Source organism: Streptomyces sp. NPDC004539 (assembly GCF_040610055.1).
GTDB lineage: Bacteria > Actinomycetota > Actinomycetes > Streptomycetales > Streptomycetaceae > Streptomyces.
In genome coordinates this window covers 104,623-126,558 of the sequence record NZ_JBEXLS010000014.1, presented here as the reverse complement: position 1 = coordinate 126,558, position 21,936 = coordinate 104,623, and the positions used below count along the sequence as shown (strand labels likewise).

Below are 21,936 nucleotides of genomic sequence, written 5' to 3'. Positions count from 1 at the left end.
CGGCACGGCGGCCGGCGTTGCGCGGACCGGCCGCACGGCGTGCGCGAACCGGCTGTCCCCGACCCCCGCCTCCCGTGCACGGTGATGCCTCCCAGTCGTCCGCATCACCACGGGAGGCTTCCGTGAACGCCGCACCGTCCTTCCTCCGAACCCGCGGCGGAGGCCGTCATGGCTGAACTGGCCGCGGTCGTCGCCTCCACCCACCACCCCTTCTACTACCGCACGAGCACCGCCACCGGCGCGGACCGGCCGGACTACGCGGACGAGTGGGTGGCGAAGACCGAACGGTTCCGCGCGACCCTGACCGCCGCGCGGCCCGATGTCCTGGTGATGGTCGGCAGTGACCACTTCCATCAGCTGTGGCTGGACAACATGCCGCAGTTCCTCATCGGCAAGGCGCCGCTGTTCGACGCCAACTGGTACAACGAGGAACGCGAGTTCGGCCTGCCGAGAATGCTCCTCAAGGGGGAGGAGGACCTCGCGGCGCACCTGCTGCGCGACGGCCTGGACCGTGACTTCGACCTGGCGTTCTCCAACGAGCTGCGCATCGACCACAGCATCACCTGTCCGATCATCACGCTGCGTCCCGAGGCCGACCTGCCGATCGTGCCGGTCTACACGAACATCTTCGCGCCGCCGCTGCCGCAGCCGAGGCGCTTCGTCCAACTAGGCCGTGCCATCCGGGAGATGGTCGAGTCCTGGGACAGCGACAAACGGGTCGCCGTGATCGGCACCGGCCACCTCTCGCTCGAACTGGGAGGTCCGCGTCAGTTCGGCGAGCACGGCCCCGACCCCGAGTTCGACCGCAGGGCCGTGGAGTGGATCGCCTCGGGGGACATCGAGGGGTGCCTGGCCGAGGTGACCCTCGACAGCCTGCACGCGCCGGGCAACGCCACCCACGGTTTCATGGACTTCCTGCTGATGATGGGGGTCGCGGGAGAGGGCCGGAAGGCCGACCACGTCGACACCCTCGACCTGTTCCACACCATGGAGGCGTACTTCACCTGGTACCCCGAGGGGGTGTCCCGGTGAGCAAGTACCTCCTGGACAAGTTCCTCTACACGGTCGACCGCGATCCCGAACTGGTCGAGTGCTACCGCACGGACCCCGCCGCCACCGTCGAACGGTGGGAGGCCGAACTGGCCGGACGGCTCCTCAACTGCGCCGACACGGAGCGGACCACCTGGCTGTCCTTCACCGACGACGAACGCGACGCGCTGCGCCGGCACGACCACGTCGCTCTCTTCGAGATGGGTGCCCACCCGTTCCTCACGCTCACGCTCTTCATCGCGCTGTTCGAGCGCGACCACGGACCGCTGGAGTACCAGCGGGCCTACGCCGAGCGCATGCGGCACATCCGGATGCCGTACCCCGACATCACCACATGAGCAGACATCGCGGTCCTCACCGTCGAGGACCTTCACCGAAGGGCACCGCCCGTGAAAGCAGAACCCGCCACGCCACGCACCCCCGCCACGTCGTCGTTCCTCCTGCTCACCGCCGTGATCGCGCTGTTCGAGGGATACGACCTGTCGGTGTACGGCACCACGGTGCCCTCACTCCTGGCGACCCCGTCCTGGGGACTCTCCAAGGGGGAGGCCGGTGACATCGGATCGCTCACGGCGCTCGGCATGCTCATCGGCGCCGCCGTCGCCGGTGCGACCGGACGCCGTCTCGGCCCCCGTCGACTGCTGCTCGGCGGACTGTCGCTGTTCTCCTTGTGCATGATCGCGTCCGGTGCGGCGGCCGGCCCCGGCTCCTTCGCCGCCTCCCGGTTCCTGGCCGGGGTGGGTCTGGGGGTCGTCCTGCCGACGCTGACGGCCGTCGTCGCCGAGATGTCCCCCGCCGGACGCCGCTCCCGCGCCATCGGCGCCGTCATGGCGGCATCCTGCCTCGGCTCGCTGTCCGCACCCCTGCTCGGCGCGTGGCTGCTGCCCGACGTCTCCTTCCGCGTCCTGTACTTCGTGGGTGCGGGAGCCCTCGTCACCGTCGTCCCCTGGGCGGCGCTGCGGCTGCCGGACAGTCCCCTGCACCTGCTGCGCACCGGGAGACCCGAAGAAGCGGTGCGCGTCGCCGAGCGGTTCGGTCTGCCCGAGCCGCGGCTGCCGGCGAACGCTCCGAAGGACCGTCTGCTGGGACTCGCGCCGCTGTTCGCGCGCGGCCTCGCGCTCACCACCGTGCTCCTGTGGCTGACGGCTTTCTGCGGACTGCTGCTGACCTTCGCCTTCGGCACCTGGCTGCCGACCATCATGCAGACCGGCGGCTTCTCGACCAGCAGCGCGCTCACCCTCACCTGCCTGTCCTGGATCGGCGCGAGCGCCGGACTCGTACCCGGTGGAGTGCTGGCCGACCGGCTCGGGCCCCGCCGGGTGGTGGCGGGTGCCTTCCTGGCCGGTGCCGGCGGCCTGCTCGTGATCAGTCTGTCCCCGGCCCGCTGGCTGCTGTACCCGTCGCTGATGGTGTGCGGACTCGGACTGCTCGGCGTGCAGGCGTTCGTCAACGCCTTCGTCGTGGAGCGCATGCCGTCCGAACTGCGCGCCTCCGCGATGGGGTGGGCACTGTCCGCTGGACGCCTCGGCGCGATCGTGGGTCCTTCGCTGGGTGGCCGAATCCTGGCCTCCGGACTCGATCTGAAGTGGAGTTTCTACATCTTCGCCGCCATCGGCGCACTGGGTGCGCTGGCCGCTGTCTGCGTCCCCCGCGGCGACGGCCGGCCGCGGACCAGGCGCCGTGTGCCGCCGGCGGTCGCCCTGCCCGCCGTACGGCCCTCCTGAACCCGCCGCCACGAAAGGAGACGCGAACTCCCATGCGCAAGGTCGCTCTCGAAGAGCACTTCACCACCGCGGCGATGGAGCACTACAGCCTCCCCGGCGCCGCCTTGTTCGCACCGGACTACTGGCAGACCTCGCTGCGGCGGCTGCTCGACTTCACCGAGGTCCGGCTGCCGCAGATGGACCGGTACGGCATCGACGTGGAAGTGCTCTCGCTCGTCTCCCCTGGAGTCCAGGCCGAGAAGGACACGGCCACGGCGGTCCGCAACGCGGCGCTCACCAACGACTTCCTCGCCGAGACCGTGGCGAAGCACCCCGGAAGGTTCGCCGGTTTCGCCACCCTGGCCCTCCAGGACCCGGACGCCGCCGTACGGGAACTGGACCGCGCGGTCGGTGAGCTGGGTCTGTGCGGTGTGCTCGTCAACGGCCACACGCACGGCGAATACCTGGACGCGCAGAAGTTCCTGCCGCTGTGGGAACGGGCCGAGGCCCTCGGTGTCCCGCTCTACCTGCACCCGGCCAACTCCTTCGACACCTGGCACAACCTGCGCGGCCACGAGGAGCTCATCGGCCCGATGTGGAGCTGGGGTGTGGAGACCGCCACGCACGCCCTGCGCATCGTGTTCTCGGGAGTCTTCGACCGCTTCCCCGGCGCCACGCTGATCCTCGGGCACATGGGCGAGAGCCTGCCGGGCATGCTCTGGCGGCTGGACAGCCGCTGGGAGTTCGCCCATCGACGGGGCATCGAACTCGGGAGGGAACGGCCCTCGGACTACTTCCGCGAGAACGTCATGATCACCACGAGCGGCGTGTGCGCGCAGGCGCCGCTGCTCGGCAGCCTGCTCGCCCTCGGCGCCGACCGCATCATGTTCTCCACCGACTACCCCATGGAGGACAACGCCGAGGCCGTCGCCTTCATCGAGAACGCCCCGATCAGCGAGAGCGACCGGGCGAAGATCTGCCACCTCAACGCGGAGCGCCTGCTGGGACTCTGACGCGGGCTCACGATTCCTGGGGGTGGGTGGCGAGCGCCTCCACCGTGACGTCCATCCACTTCCACATGGGCAGCGAGGTCAGGGCGTCGTGCAGCGCCGCCGGGTCCTCGGCCTCGTACAGGCCGATCGTGGCGGATCGGCCGGGGACCCGCCACAGCCGCTTGAGGACGCCCGCCGCGCGCAGTTCCATGGCGCGCTCACGCTCGCCTTTCCTGAGGCGCTCGCGGACGTCGTCCGGGGTGTCGGCGGGCAGCAGGTTCTCGGTGCGGACCAGAAACTCCATGGTGGTCTCCGTTCGGTGATCAGCGGGCGGCGATCTTCAGCAGCAGGGCGGCGAGTTCGTCCGGGGCGGTGACCATGGCCTCGTGGCCGGTGGCGATCTCGTGCACCGGCCATCCCCGGGCCGCCGCGCGCTCTGCCTGCGCCCTGAAGACCCGCGCCCAGTCCACGCACTCGATGAACACCCCCGGGACCAGCTCCGAGCCGCCGGCCAGCGAGAGCGGTTCGGTGTAGGTCAGCCAGGGGTGCGGCGTCAGCCGGGGCGTGAGCCAGTCGAGGTCGGCCCGCTCGGTGACCCCCAGCCGCTCCAGCGGCCGTACCGGGACGAGCCAGCCGAAGCCGGACCCGGCGACCGACTCGCGGTAGTGCCCGGCGACCGCCGCGGGCAGCAGTCCGATCGCGCAGTCGCCGTCACCTCCCACGAACGCGTCGAGGTGGACCCGCGCCGACAGCCGCTCCGGTACCCGGTCCGCGACCCCCGTGACGACCTGGCCGGCGTAGCTGTGCCCGACGAGGACGACGTCACGGGCGTCGTACGCCTCCAGCAGGGCGACCACGTCCTGTACGTGCGTGGAGAGCCCCACCTGCGGATTCAGTAAATGGGCGCGGTCGCTGAGCCCGGTCAGGGTGGGGGTGTGCACCTCGTGCCCGGCGGCGCGCAGGGCGGGCGCGACGCGCTGCCAGACCCAGCCGCCGTGCCAGGCGCCGTGGAGGAGGACGAACGTGCTCATACGAGGGGCCACCTTCCGTTCCGTGCCGCCGTGTGCGGTACGACGGCACCGGAGACCGACAGTAGGGAGCGAGAGGCGGCTTCGGGAACGTGCGAATGACGGGACCGGCGCGGAGGTCCGTCGCGGTCCGCCTACGTCATCCGTCGCGGGTGGCCCGGTCAGGCGGGTGCCGGTACGGAACCACTCTCCGCAGCCGCGGTGTGATCGTGGACTACGCGAGCCTGATGGATGTCGTCGCGGTGGGCCACGGCCCATTCGTGCAGCGCGGTGATGGGGGTGAGCAGGGTGCGTCCCAGCTCGGTGAGTTCGTAGTCGACGCGCGGTGGCACCGAGGGATAGACCGTGCGGCTGACCAGACCGTCGCGGGCCAGGTTGCGCAGGGTCAGGGTGAGCATCCGTTGGCTGATGCCGTCGATCTCGCGATGCAGTTCGTTGAACCGGTGCGTGCGCTTGCCGAGCCGCACGACGATCAAGGTGCTCCACTTGTCGCCGACCCGGTCGAGGACTTCGCGGATAGGGCAGCTCTTGTCCAGAGGGTCGGGTACATCGCTGTTCGTGGCTGACATGAAAGTGCCTCCTTACGTCCTTCCAGATAGTCACCCACGATGGGGTTACACACAAGCGGTAACCAACCCTTGGGTGCAGGCGTGACTCCCAGCCCGCCTGCCGTACCTCGGTGAACTCCTCCCACGAGAACGAGGACCCTCCATGGCCATACTCACGAGCCGTACCCGAAGAGCCTTACGAACACCCACCGCCGTGGCCACGGTCACGGTGCTGTCGGCGGGAGCCGTCACCACCGCGGCGGCCTCACCCCGGCCGCATCCCACCGCCTCGGCACACACCGGTGACCGCCGGTCCACGGCGGACAAGACCATGGTGGTCCGTTTCTTCGACCGGCTCCTCAACCACGGCGACCTGTCCGTGATCGACCACTTCGTGGGACCCGACATCTTCCGGGTCGACGGCGGGAAGATCGTCGAGCACTGGGACGTCACGCAGGACGTACCGGCCGACACGGTCAGCGGCAACGACATGTTCTCCACGCTGAGCACTCCGCGCCGGCAGTGGCCGGACCCGCGGGTGTCCACGGCAACGAGCAGACGGGTCGTGACGGCTCTCGTCGACGAGGTGACCACCGGCCGGGACGTCACCGCCTTCGACCGCTACGCCGCGGACCCCTTTCCCCAGCACAACCCGCAGTCCCCCGACGGAACGGCCGCGGCCAAGGCGTTCTTCGCCTCCTCGCTGGAGAACCCCGGTTTCGACGTCGCCGTCCACTCCCTGTACAAGTTCGCTCCCCAGGACCCCGGCTTCACCGTCCTGGACCTCTACCGGGTCCGCGGCGGCAAGGCCGTCGAGCACTGGGACGTCATCCGGCCGGTCCCGCAGAAGTCCGATGCCGACGAGAGAAGGACGACATGAGGCAACCACTGACCTATGCCATCGCGCACCAGGCCGCCGAGGCCGTGCTGGACGCCGCGCGCCTCGACGGCCTGCACGTGTGCGTCGCCGTGGTCGACAGCAGCGGCGTCCTCAAGGTCCTGCTCCAGGACGACGGCGCCGCGGCGATCGGTGTCGAGACATCGCGCCGCAAGGCGTACACGGCGGCGGTCATGCACCTGCCGACCGCCGAGTTCGCGGAATTCGGCAAGGACGCGCACTTGGTCGACAGCCAGCTGCTGGCGATCCCCGGCGGACACCCGATCACCGCGGACGACGGCGAGGTCATCGGCGGGATCGGGGTCGGCGGAGCGCTCGCCACCACCGACGACCGCCTCGCGGCACAGGCGCTCACCGCCATTGCCGCATTCCTCGTCTGACAGCCCCCACAGCCCCCACAAAACGCACCACATTCACCGAAGGAACAGACCGTGATCGAGAACACCCTCGTGGTCGAAGGCGTCGCGCACGACTACAACTTCCTCCCCGAGAACTGCGTCGACGAGGAGCAGGTCGGCCGCATGGTCGGCGAACACATGCACCACCTGCACGGCCAGTGGAGCGGACCCGACTACACCATCGAGAAATCGATGTGGATGGACCACGGCGCCGGTCCCGAGGTCCTCGGCCGGGCGATCCTCGCCGAGAGCCAGTCCGACGTCATCGTGTACCACGAGACCCCGATCTACCACTTCTTCCACGACGGCGGCTCCCCCCTGGCCACCGGCCTCGCCATGCGCGACCGCTGGCCGAACCGGGTGTTCCTCTACGGCGCGGTGTCCCCGCTGCGGCCCGGCGCGGTGGAACGGGTCGACGAACTCGTCGACGAATACCAGGTGAACGCGCTCAAGTTCTACCCGTACGACTTGATCGACGGCAGGATCACCGGCCTGGACATGGGGGACCCGAAGACCAGCTTCCCCGTGTACGAACGCGCTCTGGAACGCGGCATCAAGGTCGTCGGTATCCACAAGGCACTCCCGGTCGGTCCCGGACCGGCCTCCTCCCTGCGTATCGACGACGTCGAGGCCGCCGCGCTGGCCTTCCCCGACCTGACCTTCGAGATCGTGCACGGCGGACTCGCGTTCGTCGAGGAGACGGCACTGCTGATGGACACCACCGACAACGTCGTCGTCAACCTGGAAGTGACCGCCTCCCTGGCACGCACCGCGCCGCGCCGGTTCGCCAAGGCGATGGGAGCCTTCCTCGCCGCGCACAACGGCTCCCAGCGCATCATCTGGGGAACCGGCTGCCTCGCGGCCCATCCGCGCCCGCTGATCGAGGCGTTCTGGAACTTCGAGACACCGCGCGATCTCGTCGAGGAGGACGGCCTGGAGCCGCTGACCCTCCAGGCGAAGAAGGACATCCTCGGCGGCAACTTCCTCCGTATGCACGGCATCGACGAGAAGGACCTGCGTGCCCGCCTCGCCGGCGACGAGTTCGACACCGACGAACTGGCTCCGGCCTGGGGTGGCCACGTGGAGCCGGCACGGACCGAGGCGGCGTGATGAACGACATCACCGAGGCCCGGGTCCGGACGGTGCTCAACGGGATCGTCGACCCGTGCAGCACCGTCGCCGGCGTCCCGGCCGGCATGGACGACATGGGAATGATCAACAAAGTCTGGTTCGACACCGGCACGGACGGCACCAGGATCGGTGTGGAGATCACCCTCACCGACCCCACCTGCATGCTGCTGGCCACCTTCGTCAACGAGACCCGCATCCGGCTCTCTCAGCTGGCCGGCGTCACCGGCGTCGACGTCACCCTGGACCACGAGACCCAGTGGACCGAGGACCGGCTCGCTCCCGACTACCGGCAGCGTCTCACCGAGCACCGGACCGAGAAACGCCGGAGGCTCCTGCCGCTGACCGCGCTGAACCAGAGCCGAACGGCATAGAGGAGAACCGATGAACGACCCGTCCGCGGCCTCGGCCGCACCCCGGGACGAGGCCGCGGTACGGGTGCACAACGCCGAGGTCACCCAGCGCTTCATGGAGGGACTCAGCAAGGCTCCCGGACCGGCCGCCGCACTCCCCCCGCCAGACGTCCGGGTGATCCGCGACATGGCGTTCGGCCACCCGCAGGACGAAGCCGACCTGCGCATGGACCTCTACCTCCCCACCCCGTCCCTCACGCCGGCACCGGTGATCGCCTGGCTCCCCGGCGGCGGCTGGCGCAGACAGCGCCGGGGAGTCGGCCCCAACCTGACCCGCCTGTTCGCACAGCGCGGGTACGCGATGGCCGACATCGAGTACCGCTCCAGCAGACTCACCGTGTGGCCCGCGCAACTCGACGACGTCACCGCCGCGCTGCGCCACCTGCGCGACATCGCACCCCGGTACGGCCTGGACGCGGACGCGATCGGGCTGTGGGGGAGTTCGTCGGGAGCTCACCTGGCGCTCCTCGCGGGTTTCGCCGGAGCACGTCCGGAGAACGGCGATGCGCCCGCGGTCCGGGCCGTGGTCGCGGGCTACCCCTCCACCGACCTGTTGCGCGTATCCGAGGACGCCCTCCCCGGCGGCATCCTCGGTGACCAGGACCCCGACGACCCTTCCTGGGGACTTCTGGGAGGCAGACCCGCCGACCTCCCCGACCTCGCGCGCGACGCGAGTCCCGTCCACCGGATACCTCCCGGTGCTCCACCGGTCCTGCTGCTGCACGGCGACGCGGACCTGGTGATCGGTCCCGCGCAGGCCCGCAGACTGTACGACGCCTTGGCAGGGGCCGGTGCCGAAGCACATCTCCTCCTGGTCCGCGGCGTCGACCACGGCTTCCTCAACACAGCGGCCTGGGAGGAACCCGGGGCGCCGTACCGGGCCACCCTGCGCTCCTCGCACGATGAACCCGGCACCGGGGCACGGGACGTGGTCCTCACCCCTGGCCTGGTCGAGCGGTTCTTCGACCGTCACCTGCGAGGGGACCCCTGGAACGGCTGAGCAACTGTCCGCCGCCGTGATCCGTCACTCGTTCAGCAAGGAGATCAGACCCATGTCCCAAGACGCTGCAACTCCCCGGTCCACTCTCGTCGTCACCGCGCACGCCGGCGACTTCGTGTGGCGAGCGGGGGGAGCCATCGCCCTGGCCGCCGCACGCGGCGAGAAAGTCACCGTCGCGTGCCTGACCTTCGGCGAGCGCGGCGAGTCCGCCAAGGCGTGGCGCGAAGGCAGAACGCTGGAGGAGATCAAGACGATACGCCGGGAGGAGGCTCAGAACGCCGCCGCCGCTCTCGGCGCCGAGATCCTCTTCTTCGACGCGGGTGACTACCCGCTCGTCGCCACCCCGGACCTCACCGACCGACTCGTCGCCGTCTTCCGGGCGACCCAGCCGGACGTCGTCCTCACCCACCCCGTCGAGGACCCCTACAACGGTGACCACCCGGCCGCCAACCGCATGGCTCTGGAGGCCCGGGTTCTCGCTCAGGCCATCGGCTACCCCGGTGCGGGTGAGATCATCGGCGCACCGCCGGTCTTCTACTTCGAGCCGCACCAGCCCGAGATGAGCGGGTTCAGGCCCGAGGTCCTGCTCGACATCACCGAGGTGTGGGACACCAAGCGCAAGGCCATGGAGTGCCTCGGCGCGCAGCAGCATCTGTGGGACTACTACACCGACCTCGCCGTCCGCCGGGGTGTCCAGCTCAAGCGCAACGCCGGTCCCAACCTGGGGCTGCCGCACCGGACGTACGCCGAGGCGTACATGCGTCCCTACCCGCAGGTCACAGGGGAGCTGGCATGAGCGGCGTGATCGTCACCGGTCCTCCGAAAGCTTCCGCGCAGGAGGTGCAGGCGCTCGCCGGGTACGGGGTGGCGACGGTGCACGAGGCGATGGGCCGAACAGGACTGCTGGGTACGGGAATCCGTCCCGTCCAGCAAGGTGTGCGCGTCGCGGGTACCGCGGTCACCGTTCTGTCCTGGCCCGGCGACAACCTGATGATCCACGCGGCCGTCGAGCAGTGCGCCGACGGCGACCTGCTCGTCGTCACCACCACCTCCCCCTCCACCGACGGCCTCTTCGGTGAACTCTTCGCGACCGCCCTCCAGCGGCGCGGCGTCCGTGGACTCGTCATCGACGCCGGCGTCCGCGACACCCAGGAACTCCGCGCGATGGATTTCCCCGCCTGGTCACGCGCGGTCTCCGCACAAGGCACCGTGAAGGCGACCGGCGGTTCCGTCAACATCCCCATCGCGATCGGCGGCCAGGTGATCCACCCCGGCGACGTGATCCTCGCGGACGACGACGGTGTGGTCGTCGTCCCCCGTGCCGACGCCCGGCGCACGGCCGAGGCGGCTGAGGCCCGCGAACACAAGGAGGCGGCCTCCAGGGCGGCGTTCCAGGAAGGTGAACTGGGGCTGGACCGCTATGGGTTGCGCGAGACACTGGAGCGCCTCGGAGTGCGGTATCAGGCGTATGGCGCGTAGGAACCGGAAGAAATCAGTGCGATGACCGACCGGCGCGCCCCCTGCCGACGTACTGCTCGCCGCTCTTCAACTCGTATCACCCCCCGGTGGTCGTTCGCGTGCGGCGTGGATCTCTCGCCGCGGGCATCTGTCCGCGGGGCTCTGCCCGTGGTCCGAAGAGATCACGGCGGAGGAACGGCCAGAAAAGCTGGAGGATCGGCTTGCTGATGCGCGGTGCGGCGGTGTCCACACTTTGCGCAGCCGCGTTCGCGGGCCTGGCGCTCCTCTCGGCGCAGACCGATTCAAGGAACCGGCTCCGTCGATCGCTGGAGATCACCAGGGTGGTCGCGAGAGTGCAGGACACTCCGAGGCGATCCGCTGTCCCGAGCGGCGGACCCGAGCATCGCGGTCCGCATCGCCGTGATCCCCCCTGTCCGCCCCGATGCGGCAGCAGCTCGGCACCGCCGCTTCCGGGATGTCTGGCGCGGCAGACGTCTGGGGGGGGGACGCGTCTACGCGGTGTCGGGGTCGGGTGGTGCGGGCCAGCGGCCGGTGGCCTGGGCCCGGTCGATCTCGGCCTGGCCGCGAGGACGTATGCGGCGCTCGTCCGCGAGGCGGGTGGCGATGGACACGTTGCGCTGGGACCACATCGACCGCGGCCTACGCGGCGTGTAGCGCTGCGCGAAGGTGGCCTCGTCCCAGCCGCACTTCTGTCCGTCGATCCACCCGGCGCACAGCGCCTCCTCCAGACCCTCGTCGTAGGTGAGGGTCGTGGGCGCGGTGGTCCCCTTCTTCGCGATCAGGACCCAGACGGAGGCGGCGGTGTCCTCGTTGGCGATCAGCCACGCGCGCCAGGCGGCGGCGTCCTCCACGACGACGATCTCGTCGGGATGGGGAATCATCAGCGCAAACTCCTTCGGGGTGCGGACGGCGGGAAGGCCGTCCGCACCCGGACCGGGGGTAGGGGGTCAGGTGCGGTCGCGGAAGAACGCGCGCAGGTCGTCGGCGAGGGGTTGGGGTGCTTCCCAGGCGGTGAAGTGGCCGCCGGAGGGCATGTCCGTCCAGTGTTGGAGGTTGAGGGAACGCTCGACGAGGGAGCGGGGTGGGTGCTGGAGGTCGGCGGGGAACTGCACGAAGCCCACGGGGACGGTGGTCGGGGGGCGGGAGAGGATCTCCGGGAGCGTGGTGGAGTTCTCGTAGTAGTAGCGCACCGAGGACGGCCCGGTCTGTGTCACCCAGTACAGGGTCAGGTTGTCCAGGATCGCGTCGATGCCCAGTGCGGTCACGGCGTCGCCGTCGGACCAGGACTGGTACTTCTCGAAGAACCAGGCGGCCAGCCCTGCCGGGGAGTCGTTGAGGCCATAGGCGAGGGTCTGCGGTTTGGAGGACTGCACCATCTGGTAGGCGCTCTCCTGCCGCGACCACTCCTGGGCGTCCTGGAGGAACTGCCGCTCGGCGTCGTCCAGGGTGGACGGGTCGACGAAGGTGTGCCAGAACGGCAGGTCCGTGAGGTGCAGGCCGGTCACGCGGTCGCCGTGGCCGCGCGCAAGGGCTTCGGCGATCTGTCCGCCGCAGTCGCCGCCGTGGACGCCGTACCGCTCCAGACCCAGGCGTTCCATCAGGCCCGCGAACAGGTCGGCGGTACGAGCCGCGCCTGTGCCGGGAGTCTGCGGCCGGTCGGAGAAACCGAAGCCGGGGATGCTCGGGACGACGAGGTCGAAGTCGTCCGCCAGCAGCGGCACGATCTTCTCGAAGCGCAGGAACGAGTCCGGCCAGCCGTGCAGGAGGAGCAACGGCGGCTTGCCGCGGGTGCCGGCGCGTACGAAGTGGATGCCGTCCGACATGAAGTGGTCCAGCCGGTTCAGCCGTTCCTCGCTCGCCTTCCAGTCATGGCCGCTCCAGCGGTCCACCAGAGTGCGCAGCGCGGACAGCGGGGTTCCCCGGGACCAGTCGTCGGCGACCGCGTCCGGCCATCGGGTGGCCGCCAGCCGCTCGCGCAGTTCCGCGAGGTCCTTGTCGGGGACGTCGATGGTGTAGGGGGTGGGGTGGTTCTCGTTCATGACGTCCATACTTACAGCCATTGCGGAAGATTAGCTTCCGCAATCCGGTACGATTTATCCCGTGGCCGCCACCTCGGAACGCACCCTGCGCCTGCTCTCTCTCCTCCAGACCAGACCCGTCTGGTCCGGCGACGACCTCTCCCGCCGCCTCGATGTCACCTCCCGAACCCTGCGCACCGACATCAACCGGCTGCGGGAACTCGGCTACCGCATCGAGGGTGTCCCCGGCGCCGGCGGCGGCTACCGCCTCGGCTCCGGCGAGAGTCTCCCCCCGCTCCTGTTCGACGCCGACGAAGCCTTCGCCGTACTGATCGGCTTGCGCCGCACGACCGCCGCAGGCGGGGACGAGGCCGCCGAACGCGCCGTCGCCAAAGTCGTCCGCCTCCTGCCTGCCCGGCTGCGCGCGCAGGCACAGGCCGTCGCCGAATACACCACCGCCGACCCCCAGACCGTCCCCGACCCCGACCTCGTCACCGTCCTCACCACCGCCTGCCGCGAACACACCCGTGTACGCGTCGACTACACATCCGCCACCGGCGACACCACCACCCGCGAGATCGAACCCCACCGCGTCGTCGGCGCGCGCCGCCGCTGGTACCTCCTGGCCTGGGACCTCACCCGTGACGACTGGCGCACCCTGCGCCTCGACCGTATGCACCTCACCCAGGTCATCGCCGCCCCCCGCTTCACCCTCCGGCCCCTGCCGGCCGACGACATCACCGCGTATGTCCTCGACCGCGTCCTGCGCACGCCCTGGCCGTACCAGGCCGAACTCATTGTTGAGGACGCCGCACACCACGTCGCCGACCGGCTGCCTTCCAACGCCGTCGTCGAACCACTCACCCCCACCACCAGCCGCGTCACCCTCTCCGCCGACTCCCCCCGCCACCTCGCACCCCTGCTCGGCCACCTCGAAGCCGACTTCCGCCTCGCACACCCCGACCGCGACACCGAACTCGCCACCGAGATCCGACGCGTCCACCAGCGCTACGCCACAGCCCTCGGACCGGGACGCCCCGGACCGGCCCCGTCCGACAGTCCACCCGCCCCGGCTGAGGGGTGAGGTGCCAGCCGCCATTCTTCGTCGTCTTCGAGAGTGCCGGGGTCCCACAAGAAACGCGGCCCTGTTCGGGTTCGCCGGTTGTGACGGTGAACGTAGCGGCTCTGATCGGCGCCGCCGTGATGTTCGCCGCGAGCGACACCACGATCCCCAGCAGAAAAGCCGCCCGTGTCCCGGCTGGGGCTTCAAGATCCGTTCCCAGTGCACAATTTTTCGGGAGCTTCCGGGAACTCGCAGGTGGAAGCGGGATGTACTCCCGGACGGAAAAGGGCCATGATCCGGCAAAAAGCAGATGATCCGGGCCGTACGCCGAGTTCTGTTCGGCGAGAGAAGCCGTGCGTCGTCTCGGCGTACCGGCAGGGATCGAGGGCCCTTCGTGCGGCCCCCGATCCCCGTCACCGATCAGCCCGCGACAGCCTCCGTCAGGCGACGACCGAGAAGGACGCGCAGCTGGAGAACGTGCCCTTCACGACGCACGCGTCGCCGTAGTACGTGTCGCCCTCCGTGAGGTTCCCGGTCCCCCAAGGGCTCCAGTACGGCGAGGAGTGGCCGCGGGTGGTGGCCTTGTGGGAGTCGGAGGTGCGCAGGGTCGCTTCGATGCCGTAGCCGTCGGCGACGTTGTCGTAGGCGATGAGCGCGTCGCCGGGGTCGGTGTTCCCGTCGCCGTTGAGGTCGCCGCCGGGGTCCTGGCTCCACCAGACCTGGCCGGCGTAGACGCCGTCGAGGTAGACGTTGACTCCGCCGTACGGGGAGCGGAGGGTGCTGATCGCGACGGCGGTGGCTTCCTTGGTGGTGGGTTCCGCCTGGGCTGCGGTCTGCGTGCCCAGGACGAATCCGAGAGCCGCGAGGCCCACCAGGGCATGCTTGAGATGTACGCGCATGAGAATCCCCCAATTTCAGTGCTGCGTGAGTGGGCGGCCTCGGAGCCGCCTCGGCGCATATGCAAGCACCTCATTTTGTGCTGGACACATCAAAAAACGAGATCCGGACATGGATCTGTCCGAAAACCAACTCCGGTGCGGCGGAGCCGAGTTGACGCCGGAACATGCTCAAAAAAGGAGGGCGCCGTACAAGTGGAAGCGGAATCGCGCCTTGCGTGTGTTCCGGAGGCGCTCGGCCGATGGCCTCACCCCGTCCCCGGTCCTCCGCACCACAGCCGACCGCCCGGCGCCACGCCGTTCCCCGCGGCGACGGACGCCGGACGGCCGTGCCATGCCGTCCGCCGCGCGTCACCCCTGCGGCGCGTCTCCGAAGTCAGGGATCTCCAGGCGTGCCCCGCCCTGCCGCGCCGAGTCGTGGGCGATGACGCCCGGGAGGGTGTAGCGGGCGGCCTGCCAGGCGTTGACCGGGGGAAGGGTGCGGGTGGTGACCGCGGTGACGAAGTCGTCGACCAGGAAGTGGTGGCTTCCCTCGTGGCCGTTGTGGAGGTGGTCGAACTCCCGGGGGAGGCGGGTGCGGTCGTGGACCGGGGCGGAGCCGGAGGTGAAGGCGGCGCGCAGGTCGGGGGCGATGTGCTGGAGCGACGGGTCGTCGGGAGAGAGGGTGGGCTTGGGTTCCAGTAGGTCGCTTATGTCCTTCACCCCCTTCTTGTCCTGCCAGAACGCCACCGTCGCGAGCTGCTCCATGCTGGCCTCCGTGCCGAAGAACCGGAACCGCGATTCACGGATGTGGGAGGGGTAGCCGACCCGCCGGAACTCGTTGGTGCGGAACGACCCCCCGCCCGCGACCTCGAACAGCGCGGTCGCGTTGGAGAAGTCGTTGCCGAACTGGCTGACCTCTTTGTCGAACACCCCGTCACCCCGGCCGTCCACGACCCCGATCGCCGAGACGCTCACGGCGTGGGTCTGCCAGGCACCGAGCACCCCGCCCACCGAGTGCGTCGGGTACAGCAGCGGCGGATAGCTCGCCGTGGCCTTCCAGTCGTCGCCGCCGCTGTACTGGTACGCCTCGTAGAACCCGAGGTCCATGTCGTGGACGTAGTCGCCCTCGGCGTAGAAGACCCGTCCGAAGGCGCCCTTGGCGATCTGGTCGCGGGCGTGCACGGTCGCCGGGTTGTACTGGCTGGTCTCCCCCATCATGTACGTCAGCCCGGTCGCCCTGACGGCGTCGATGATCGCCGCGATCTCCTGCGTGCTGACGGCCATGGGGACGGCGGAGTACACGTGCTTGCCCGCGTCCAACGCCTGGAGCACCAGCGGGCCGTGGGTCCAGCGCTGGGTGAAGATCGCGACGGCGTCCACCGACGGAGACTCCAGCATGGCCTCGTAGGAGGGGAAGGTACCGGCGAGGGAGTGCGTGGCGGCGAGCTGGTCGGCGCGTTCGGGCAGCAGGTCGGTGACGTGGACGTCGCCCACTCCGGGGTGGGCCTGGAACAGGGCGGCGAACTGGCCCGAGAACTGGCCGGCGCCGACGATGCCGAGCGAGAACGTCATGAGGTGGGTGTCCTTCACTGGTCGGTGAGCTGAGGGGGGTTACTGGGAGAGGATCAGGTCGATCTGGCGGTTGGTCTTGTCCAGGTCGCTCACGGGTTTCCCGTTGGCGTAGATGTCCTGCATCGCCGGGCGCATGAGCGCGAAGACGTCCGCCGCGTAGTTGGTGATCGGGAAGGAGAACGTCGTGAAGTCCTTCGGGTCGGCGATCGGCCGGGTGAAGGCGGTGACGTCGATGCCCTTCTTCCGGTAGGCGGCGACCGCGGCCCGGGTGCCCTCGGGGGTGGCCGGGAAGACGATGCCGTACTCCCCGACCGTCTTCTGGCAGGCGTCGGAGGACAGGTACTTGACCCACTTGAGCGCGCCGGGCTTGTTGGCGGCGTGGCGGGAGACCGAGTCGGCGAGGCCGTTCATCATGGTGGCGCGTTTCCCGGTCGGGCCTGCGGGCGGGACGGCGGTGGCGACGTCCAGATCCTTGAAACCGGCGTACGTGGAGATCATCCAGGCGCCGTCGAAGGCGGTCGCGGCTCGGCCGGAGGAGACCTGGACATTCGCCTGGTTGGAGGAGTTGTAGGCGGTGAAGGGGGCCAGGTAGCCCTTCTTCGCCAGGCCGAAGTACCAGTCGACGACCGACTGGAACGTGCCGCTGTCGTACTGGTACTCGGTGCCCCAGCGCTTCTTGTCGGTGTAGGTCCAGCCGGCGGAGGCGGCGAAGGTGCTCCACTGGGTCTGGCCGTCGGCGTCCCCGGCGCCGTTGGTCGCGAGGCCGTACACCTTGACGTTGTTCTTGTCGAAGCCCTGCTCGTCGCCGCGCCGGCCGTTCTTGTCGACGGTCAGGTGGGCGATGGCCTTCTCGAAGGTGCCGCCGTCCTCGGGGTTCCACGACAGGTCGTTGAGCCGGTCCGCGGTGAGGCCCGCCGCCGTCGTCAGTTTCTTGTTGTAGAAGAGGGCGACGGTGTCCCAGTCCTTCGGGGCGCCGTAGCGGTGGCCGTCCTGGCCCGTCCAGTTGTCGGCCAGGCCGGGCTGGTAGGCGGAGGCGTCGATGCCGAGGCCGTCGAGGGGTTCGAGGACCTTGAGGTCGGCGAACTGGCCGAACTTCTGGATGTGGTCGGTGAAGACGTCCGGCTGGGTGCCCGCGATGAAGCTCGCGGTGAGCTTGGTCCAGTAGTCGTCCCAGCCCAACTGGGTGATCTTCACGCGCAGTCCGGGGTTCTCCTTCTCGAAGCCCCGGGCGCAGGTCTGGTAGGCGGGGAGCTGGTTGGCGTCCCACAGCCAGTACGTCACCGTGTCCGACGACGATCCCGTCCCGGCGCCTCCCGCGCAGCCCGCCGTCAGGGCCAGCGCCAGTGCTCCGGTCAGGGCCGTCGCCCCGCGCAGCCGTATCCGCATGTCAGCCCCTCTACTTGATTCCGGTGAAGCCGATGGAGCCGACGATGCGGCGCGCGCTGAACGCGAACAGCACGAGCATCGGCAGGGCCGTGATGAGCGTGGCGGCCATCAGCCCGGACCAGTCGGCGCCGGACTGCGGGGTCTGCGAGCGGAACACGGCGAGGGCCACGGTGAGGACCCGCGAGCTGTCGCTGTAGGAGACCATCAGCGGCCAGAAGTAGTCGTTCCAGGCGGTGATGTACGTCAGGACGGCGAGCGTCAGGACCGGTCCGGACGCCATCGGCAGCAGCACCCGGAAGAAGATCCGGATCTTGCCCGCGCCGTCGAGCAGGGCGGCCTCCTCGACCTCCTTGGGCACGTTCATGAAGAACTGGCGCAGGAAGAACACCGCGAACGGCGTCATGAACATCGTCGGCAGGGCGATCCCCGGCAGGGTGTCGATGAGGCCGAGTTCCTTGATGAGGACGAAGTTGGGCAGCAGCGTGAAGAGCGCCGGCACCATGAGGCCCGCCAGGAACAGCCCGAACACCTTGTCCCGGCCGGGCCAGCGCAGGCGGGCGAAGGCGTAGGCGGCCATCGAGGAGAAGAAGATCTGGCACACGGTCACCAGCGTCGAGACGATCACCGAGTTGAGCAGGTAGCGCCAGAACTCCAGCCCGCCGCCCGCGCCGCCCTGCGCGATCGCCTCCTTCGTCGACTGGAGTCCGAGCGCGCGGGCGAACCCCGATCCGGTCAGGTCGACGGGCAGCGGATCGGTGGGGTGGGCGGCGAGTCCGGCGTTGGTGGACAGCGCGGTGCGCAGAATCCAGTAGAACGGCAGCAGGGTGATCAGTACGACCCCGGCCATCACCAGCCAGGCGGCGGCCCGGCCCGGGGAGATCCGGCGGGCTCGCGCCGGCCGTCCCGGGCGGGTCTTCGTCGTCACGGTCACGGTCGTCATGGCGGCTCCTTTCCCGTCAGCCGAGGTCGGTCCGGCCGGCCCGGGTGAGCCGGTACTGGAGGACGGTGATGGCGCTCAGCACGACCAGCAGGGCGACGGACATGGCGGACGCGTAGCCGAACTGGAAGCGGCCGAAGGCCGATTGGTAGATGTAGAGCTGGAGGACGTTCGTCGCGTTCGCCGGTCCGCCGCCGGTCGTCACGGCGACCGTGTCGAACACCTGGAACGATCCGATGACCGTCATGATCAGGACGACCGCGAGGACCGGCCTCAGCAGCGGCATCGTGATCCGCCAGAACATCCGCCACTCGCCCGCGCCGTCCACCCTGGCCGCCTCGTACAGACCGTCGGGGATGGCCTGCAACCCGGCGAAGAGCAGCAGCGCGGTGTAGCCGACGTGCCGCCACACGTTGATGAAGGCGATGGTGGGGAGCGCCCACGTCTCGTCGGCGAGGAACGGGATGCGGTCGAGGCCCAGCGCCGCGACGATCTCGTTGCCGACGCCGAGCTGGGTGTCGAGTATCCACAGCCAGACGACGCCCGCGACCACGTTCGACATGAGGTAGGGCGCGAGGACGACCCCGCGCAGCAGGGCGGAGCGGGTCAGCCGCTGGAGGAGGACGGCGATCGCGAGGGCCGTCACCGTCTGGACGCCGATGTTCATGAACACGTAGGAGACCGTGACCTTCAGGGAGTCCCAGAAGATCGGGTCGTGCGCCATGCGGACGTAGTTGTCGAGGCCGGTGAACTCGGCCGGGGTGAGCAGGTTGTAGCGGGTGAAGCTCAGGTAGACGCCCCGCAGGGTGGGCCAGAGCAGGAACACCAGGAAGCCCAGGAGGGCGGGGGCGATGAAGACGGCGGCTAGTCGTCCGTCACCGCGCGGGGTGCGCGATGGTGGACTGTGGGCGGCGATGGTCATCGGGAGACTCCCTTGTCTGCGGCGGCTCACCCTCGGCACATACTTTTGAGCCAAAAGTATGTGCCGTCAAGGGGTGCGCACAGACCTTCCTCGCGGACCGTTCCTGACCTAAAATCGAGTTACTTGCTTTCACGCCAGAAGAAACCATGTGAGGGTCCGCGTTCCATGACCACAGCTGCCGCCAGTTGGCTGCCCCTGAGCCCCGGTGAGCGTTCGGTGGCGATCGAGGTGCTCGGCCACGGCCCGCTCTCGCGCACCGAACTCGCCCGCCGGCTCGGCCTCTCCCAGGGCAGCCTGACCCGGCTGACCAAGCCGCTCATCGAGTCGGGCGTGCTGATCGAGGTCCCCGAGTCGGGCGCTCCCGCCGGTCTGCGCCAGGGGCGCCCCTCGCAGCCGCTGGACATCGTCGCCGAGTCCCGTTCCTTCGCCGGCTTCAAGGTCACCGCCGACATGGTCTACGGCGTGGTCACGACCCTCCGGAGCGACATCGTCGACCGCCTCGACCGTCCGCTCACCGGCCACGACCCCGGTGAAGTCGCGGGCCTGCTGGCCGAGATGACCGCCGAGCTCGCCGCCCGGCATCCGGCGCTCGCCGGGATCGGCATCGGCGTGGGCGGGCGCGTCCGCGACCGGGCCGTGGTCGCGGAGTCACCCTTCCTCCAGTGGCACGACGTACCGCTGGCCGCGCTCGTCGAGGAGCGCACCGGGCTGCCGGTGGTCGTCGAGAACGACGTCGCGGGGCTGGTCGAGGCCGAGACGTGGTTCGGCGCAGGCCGTGGCCTGGACCGTTTCGTCGTCCTGACCATCGGCGCGGGCATCGGCTACGGCCTGGTCCTCGGCGGCCGGCGGGTGCCCAGCACCGAGGAGGACGGCGGTTTCGGCCGGCACTGGCTCCTCGACCCGAACGGCCCGCTCACCCCGTACGGCGAACGCGGCAGCGCGGTGTCCCTGCTGACCATCCCCAGCATCCGCTACCAGCTCCGCGCCGCCACCGGCCACGACCTCGGCTACGACGAGATCCTCGCCCTAGCCGCGCAGGGCGAGCCCATGGCCGCCCGGGTCGTCGACGAGGCCGCCCGCGCGCTGGGCACGCTCGTCGCCCAGATCGCCAACTTCGCGATGCCCCAGAAGATCCTGCTCGCCGGGGAGGGGGTCGGGCTCCTCGACACGGCCGGGGAGAGGGTGTGGGCGACGATCCGCGCCAACCGGCATCCCCTGGCCACCGCCGTCGACCTGGAGACCAAGGTCTCCGACTTTCATGACTGGGCTCGGGGGGCGGCTGTTCTCGCGATCCAGATGCTGGTTCTGGGGATGGTGGAGGCGTGACGCCGTCCTGAGGGGAGCGGCGGGCGTCAGATCCGTAGCACTCGGGTCCGGCCGGCAGGCAGTCGGCGCGTCGGCTCTCCCCGGCGTCCGCCGGCTCCGCGAGCGGCGTACGGAGACACCGCCCTCCCCTCGGCGGAACCCCTGCGTGCCACTCCGGTGTCAGCGACGTCGCTGGTCCGCCCGGAGGTCGAAGTCGCCGTAGCTGTTGTCGACGGGGTTGACGGTCACGCCGGGGGCCACGATCTCGTCGATGCGGTCGAGGACCTCGGTCGGGAGAGTGATGTCGGCGGCGGGGAGGAACGCCTCCAGTTGCTCCATGGTGCGGGGACCGATGATCGCCGAGGTGACGCCGGGGTGGTTGATCGCGAAGGCGACGGACAACTCGATGAGGGTGAGGCCGGACTTCTCCGCCAGGACCGAGAGCTCCTCGACGGCGTCGAGCTTGCGGCGGTTGGCGGGGGTGGTCATGTCGAAGCGGGCCCGGGGACGGGCCGTGGAGACCGGTTCGGTGGACGCGTCCTTGCGGTAGCGGCCGGAGAGCCAGCCGCCGGCGAGGGGGCTGTAGGTGAGGGTGCCCATGCCGTGGCGGCGGGCGGTGGGCAGGACGTCCTCCTCGATGCCCCGGACGAGGATGGAGTACGGCGGCTGCTCGGTGACGAACCGTTCCAGGTTGCGTTCGCGGGAGACCCACTGGGCCTCCACGATCTGGGAGCCGGAGTAGGAGGAGGAGCCGAGGTAGCGGATCTTGCCCTGGTGGACGAGGTCGGAGAGGGCGCCGAGGGTCTCGGCGACGTCGGTGTCGGGGCTGGGCCGGTGGACCTGGTAGAGGTCGATGTGGTCGGTGCCGAGCCGGCGCAGCGAGTCCTCGACCGCGCGGACGATCCAACGCCGCGAGCCGCCCTGGTGGTTGGGGTCGTCCTGGCTCATCGGCATGAAGAACTTGGTCGCGAGGAACACGTCGTCCCGGCGGCCCTTGAGCGCCTTGCCGACGATCTCCTCGGAGACACCGCCGGAGTAGACGTCGGCGGTGTCGACGAAGTTGATCCCGGCGTCGAGGGCGCGGTGGATGACGCGTACGGAGTCGGCCTCGTCGGGGTTGCCCCAGGGGCCGAACATCATCGCGCCCAGGCACAGGGGGCTGACCTTGACGCCGGTGCGGCCGAGCGGTCGGTACTGCATGGGAAGTGCTCCTTGTCG

24 protein-coding genes are annotated in these 21,936 nt (G+C 69.7%); 13 read left to right on the top strand and 11 right to left on the bottom strand.

Annotated features, from left to right (window positions below; translation table 11 throughout):
• Positions 1–168 precede the first annotated feature (168 nt).
• The 4 genes from ABZX85_RS27555 to ABZX85_RS27540 are packed head-to-tail and all read left to right on the top strand — an operon-like array spanning position 169 to position 3,766.
• Positions 169–1,032: an extradiol ring-cleavage dioxygenase gene (locus ABZX85_RS27555; protein WP_355873861.1), complete on the top strand. Its 864-nt coding sequence runs from the start codon at positions 169–171 to the stop codon at positions 1,030–1,032.
• Positions 1,029–1,388, top strand: a complete 360-nt coding sequence (locus tag ABZX85_RS27550; protein WP_355873858.1) for a hypothetical protein — start codon at positions 1,029–1,031, stop codon at positions 1,386–1,388. The genes ABZX85_RS27555 and ABZX85_RS27550 overlap by 4 nt, the downstream gene beginning before the upstream one ends.
• 51 nt (positions 1,389–1,439) lie before the next feature.
• On the top strand, positions 1,440–2,774 hold the full coding sequence (locus tag ABZX85_RS27545) for an MFS transporter (protein WP_355873856.1): 1,335 nt from the start codon (positions 1,440–1,442) through the stop codon (positions 2,772–2,774).
• A 32-nt stretch (positions 2,775–2,806) separates the two neighbouring features.
• The gene (locus tag ABZX85_RS27540; RefSeq protein WP_355873853.1) at positions 2,807–3,766 is read left to right on the top strand and encodes an amidohydrolase family protein; all 960 of its coding nucleotides are present in this window, start codon (positions 2,807–2,809) and stop codon (positions 3,764–3,766) included.
• A gap of 7 nt (positions 3,767–3,773) precedes the next feature.
• Here ABZX85_RS27540 and ABZX85_RS27535 read toward each other — a convergent pair whose 3' ends face one another.
• The 3 genes from ABZX85_RS27535 to ABZX85_RS27525 all read right to left on the bottom strand — a co-directional run bounded on the left by ABZX85_RS27535 (position 3,774) and on the right by ABZX85_RS27525 (position 5,342).
• Positions 3,774–4,049, bottom strand: a complete 276-nt coding sequence (locus ABZX85_RS27535; RefSeq protein ID WP_355873850.1) for a muconolactone Delta-isomerase family protein — start codon at positions 4,047–4,049, stop codon at positions 3,774–3,776.
• A 19-nt stretch (positions 4,050–4,068) separates the two neighbouring features.
• Positions 4,069–4,776, bottom strand: coding sequence for an alpha/beta fold hydrolase (locus ABZX85_RS27530; protein ID WP_355873847.1), 708 nt, complete (start codon positions 4,774–4,776; stop codon positions 4,069–4,071).
• 158 nt (positions 4,777–4,934) lie between these two features.
• Positions 4,935–5,342 carry a helix-turn-helix domain-containing protein gene (locus ABZX85_RS27525; RefSeq protein WP_355873844.1) on the bottom strand — a complete coding sequence of 136 codons (408 nt, stop codon included), beginning with the start codon at positions 5,340–5,342 and terminating at the stop codon, positions 4,935–4,937.
• A 193-nt stretch (positions 5,343–5,535) separates the two neighbouring features.
• On the opposite strand from ABZX85_RS27525, the gene ABZX85_RS27520 reads away from it, so the two are divergent.
• Genes ABZX85_RS27520 through ABZX85_RS27490 form a run of 7 tightly spaced genes read left to right on the top strand, consistent with a single transcriptional unit; the run spans position 5,536 to position 10,637 of the window.
• Positions 5,536–6,201 carry a hypothetical protein gene (locus tag ABZX85_RS27520; RefSeq protein ID WP_355873841.1) on the top strand — a complete coding sequence of 222 codons (666 nt, stop codon included), beginning with the start codon at positions 5,536–5,538 and terminating at the stop codon, positions 6,199–6,201.
• Positions 6,198–6,599, top strand: coding sequence for a heme-binding protein (locus tag ABZX85_RS27515; RefSeq protein ID WP_355873839.1), 402 nt, complete (start codon positions 6,198–6,200; stop codon positions 6,597–6,599). Before ABZX85_RS27520 ends, ABZX85_RS27515 begins: the two co-directional genes overlap by 4 nt.
• A gap of 51 nt (positions 6,600–6,650) precedes the next feature.
• The gene (locus tag ABZX85_RS27510) at positions 6,651–7,727 is read left to right on the top strand and encodes an amidohydrolase family protein (RefSeq protein WP_355873836.1); all 1,077 of its coding nucleotides are present in this window, start codon (positions 6,651–6,653) and stop codon (positions 7,725–7,727) included.
• Positions 7,727–8,119 carry a DUF59 domain-containing protein gene (locus ABZX85_RS27505; RefSeq protein WP_355873833.1) on the top strand — a complete coding sequence of 131 codons (393 nt, stop codon included), beginning with the start codon at positions 7,727–7,729 and terminating at the stop codon, positions 8,117–8,119. The genes ABZX85_RS27510 and ABZX85_RS27505 overlap by 1 nt, the downstream gene beginning before the upstream one ends.
• 10 nt (positions 8,120–8,129) lie before the next feature.
• On the top strand, positions 8,130–9,158 hold the full coding sequence (locus tag ABZX85_RS27500) for an alpha/beta hydrolase (protein WP_355873831.1): 1,029 nt from the start codon (positions 8,130–8,132) through the stop codon (positions 9,156–9,158).
• A gap of 52 nt (positions 9,159–9,210) precedes the next feature.
• Positions 9,211–9,954, top strand: a complete 744-nt coding sequence (locus tag ABZX85_RS27495; protein WP_355873828.1) for a PIG-L deacetylase family protein — start codon at positions 9,211–9,213, stop codon at positions 9,952–9,954.
• On the top strand, positions 9,951–10,637 hold the full coding sequence (locus ABZX85_RS27490) for a 4-carboxy-4-hydroxy-2-oxoadipate aldolase/oxaloacetate decarboxylase (protein ID WP_355873825.1): 687 nt from the start codon (positions 9,951–9,953) through the stop codon (positions 10,635–10,637). The genes ABZX85_RS27495 and ABZX85_RS27490 overlap by 4 nt, the downstream gene beginning before the upstream one ends.
• Before the next feature lie 491 nt (positions 10,638–11,128).
• Here ABZX85_RS27490 and ABZX85_RS27485 read toward each other — a convergent pair whose 3' ends face one another.
• A complete protein-coding gene (locus ABZX85_RS27485) occupies positions 11,129–11,518 on the bottom strand; it encodes a hypothetical protein (protein ID WP_355873822.1) in 390 nt (129 codons plus the stop codon).
• A gap of 66 nt (positions 11,519–11,584) precedes the next feature.
• Positions 11,585–12,697 carry an epoxide hydrolase family protein gene (locus ABZX85_RS27480; RefSeq protein ID WP_355873819.1) on the bottom strand — a complete coding sequence of 371 codons (1,113 nt, stop codon included), beginning with the start codon at positions 12,695–12,697 and terminating at the stop codon, positions 11,585–11,587.
• Between the two features lie 40 nt (positions 12,698–12,737).
• On the opposite strand from ABZX85_RS27480, the gene ABZX85_RS27475 reads away from it, so the two are divergent.
• Positions 12,738–13,739, top strand: a complete 1,002-nt coding sequence (locus tag ABZX85_RS27475; protein WP_355873816.1) for a YafY family protein — start codon at positions 12,738–12,740, stop codon at positions 13,737–13,739.
• Between the two features lie 419 nt (positions 13,740–14,158).
• On the opposite strand, the gene ABZX85_RS27470 is transcribed toward ABZX85_RS27475, so the two are convergent.
• From ABZX85_RS27470 to ABZX85_RS27450, 5 genes are all read right to left on the bottom strand, one after another.
• Complete coding sequence (locus ABZX85_RS27470; RefSeq protein WP_355873814.1) at positions 14,159–14,617, bottom strand: hypothetical protein; 459 nt, start codon at positions 14,615–14,617, stop codon at positions 14,159–14,161.
• A 348-nt stretch (positions 14,618–14,965) separates the two neighbouring features.
• Positions 14,966–16,168, bottom strand: a complete 1,203-nt coding sequence (locus ABZX85_RS27465) for a Gfo/Idh/MocA family oxidoreductase (RefSeq protein ID WP_355873811.1) — start codon at positions 16,166–16,168, stop codon at positions 14,966–14,968.
• 39 nt (positions 16,169–16,207) lie between these two features.
• Complete coding sequence (locus tag ABZX85_RS27460; protein WP_355873808.1) at positions 16,208–17,554, bottom strand: sugar ABC transporter substrate-binding protein; 1,347 nt, start codon at positions 17,552–17,554, stop codon at positions 16,208–16,210.
• Between the two features lie 10 nt (positions 17,555–17,564).
• Positions 17,565–18,494 (bottom strand): carbohydrate ABC transporter permease, encoded by a 930-nt coding sequence (locus tag ABZX85_RS27455; RefSeq protein ID WP_355873805.1) that lies wholly within the window; start codon positions 18,492–18,494, stop codon positions 17,565–17,567.
• A gap of 16 nt (positions 18,495–18,510) precedes the next feature.
• On the bottom strand, positions 18,511–19,413 hold the full coding sequence (locus ABZX85_RS27450) for a sugar ABC transporter permease (RefSeq protein ID WP_355873802.1): 903 nt from the start codon (positions 19,411–19,413) through the stop codon (positions 18,511–18,513).
• Between the two features lie 165 nt (positions 19,414–19,578).
• Between ABZX85_RS27450 and ABZX85_RS27445 the strand changes: the two genes are divergently transcribed.
• Positions 19,579–20,739, top strand: a complete 1,161-nt coding sequence (locus ABZX85_RS27445) for an ROK family transcriptional regulator (RefSeq protein WP_355873799.1) — start codon at positions 19,579–19,581, stop codon at positions 20,737–20,739.
• 159 nt (positions 20,740–20,898) lie between these two features.
• Here the strand turns inward: ABZX85_RS27445 and ABZX85_RS27440 are convergent, their stop codons facing one another.
• The gene (locus ABZX85_RS27440) at positions 20,899–21,918 is read right to left on the bottom strand and encodes an aldo/keto reductase (RefSeq protein WP_355873796.1); all 1,020 of its coding nucleotides are present in this window, start codon (positions 21,916–21,918) and stop codon (positions 20,899–20,901) included.
• Between the last annotated feature and the right edge of the window lie 18 nt (positions 21,919–21,936).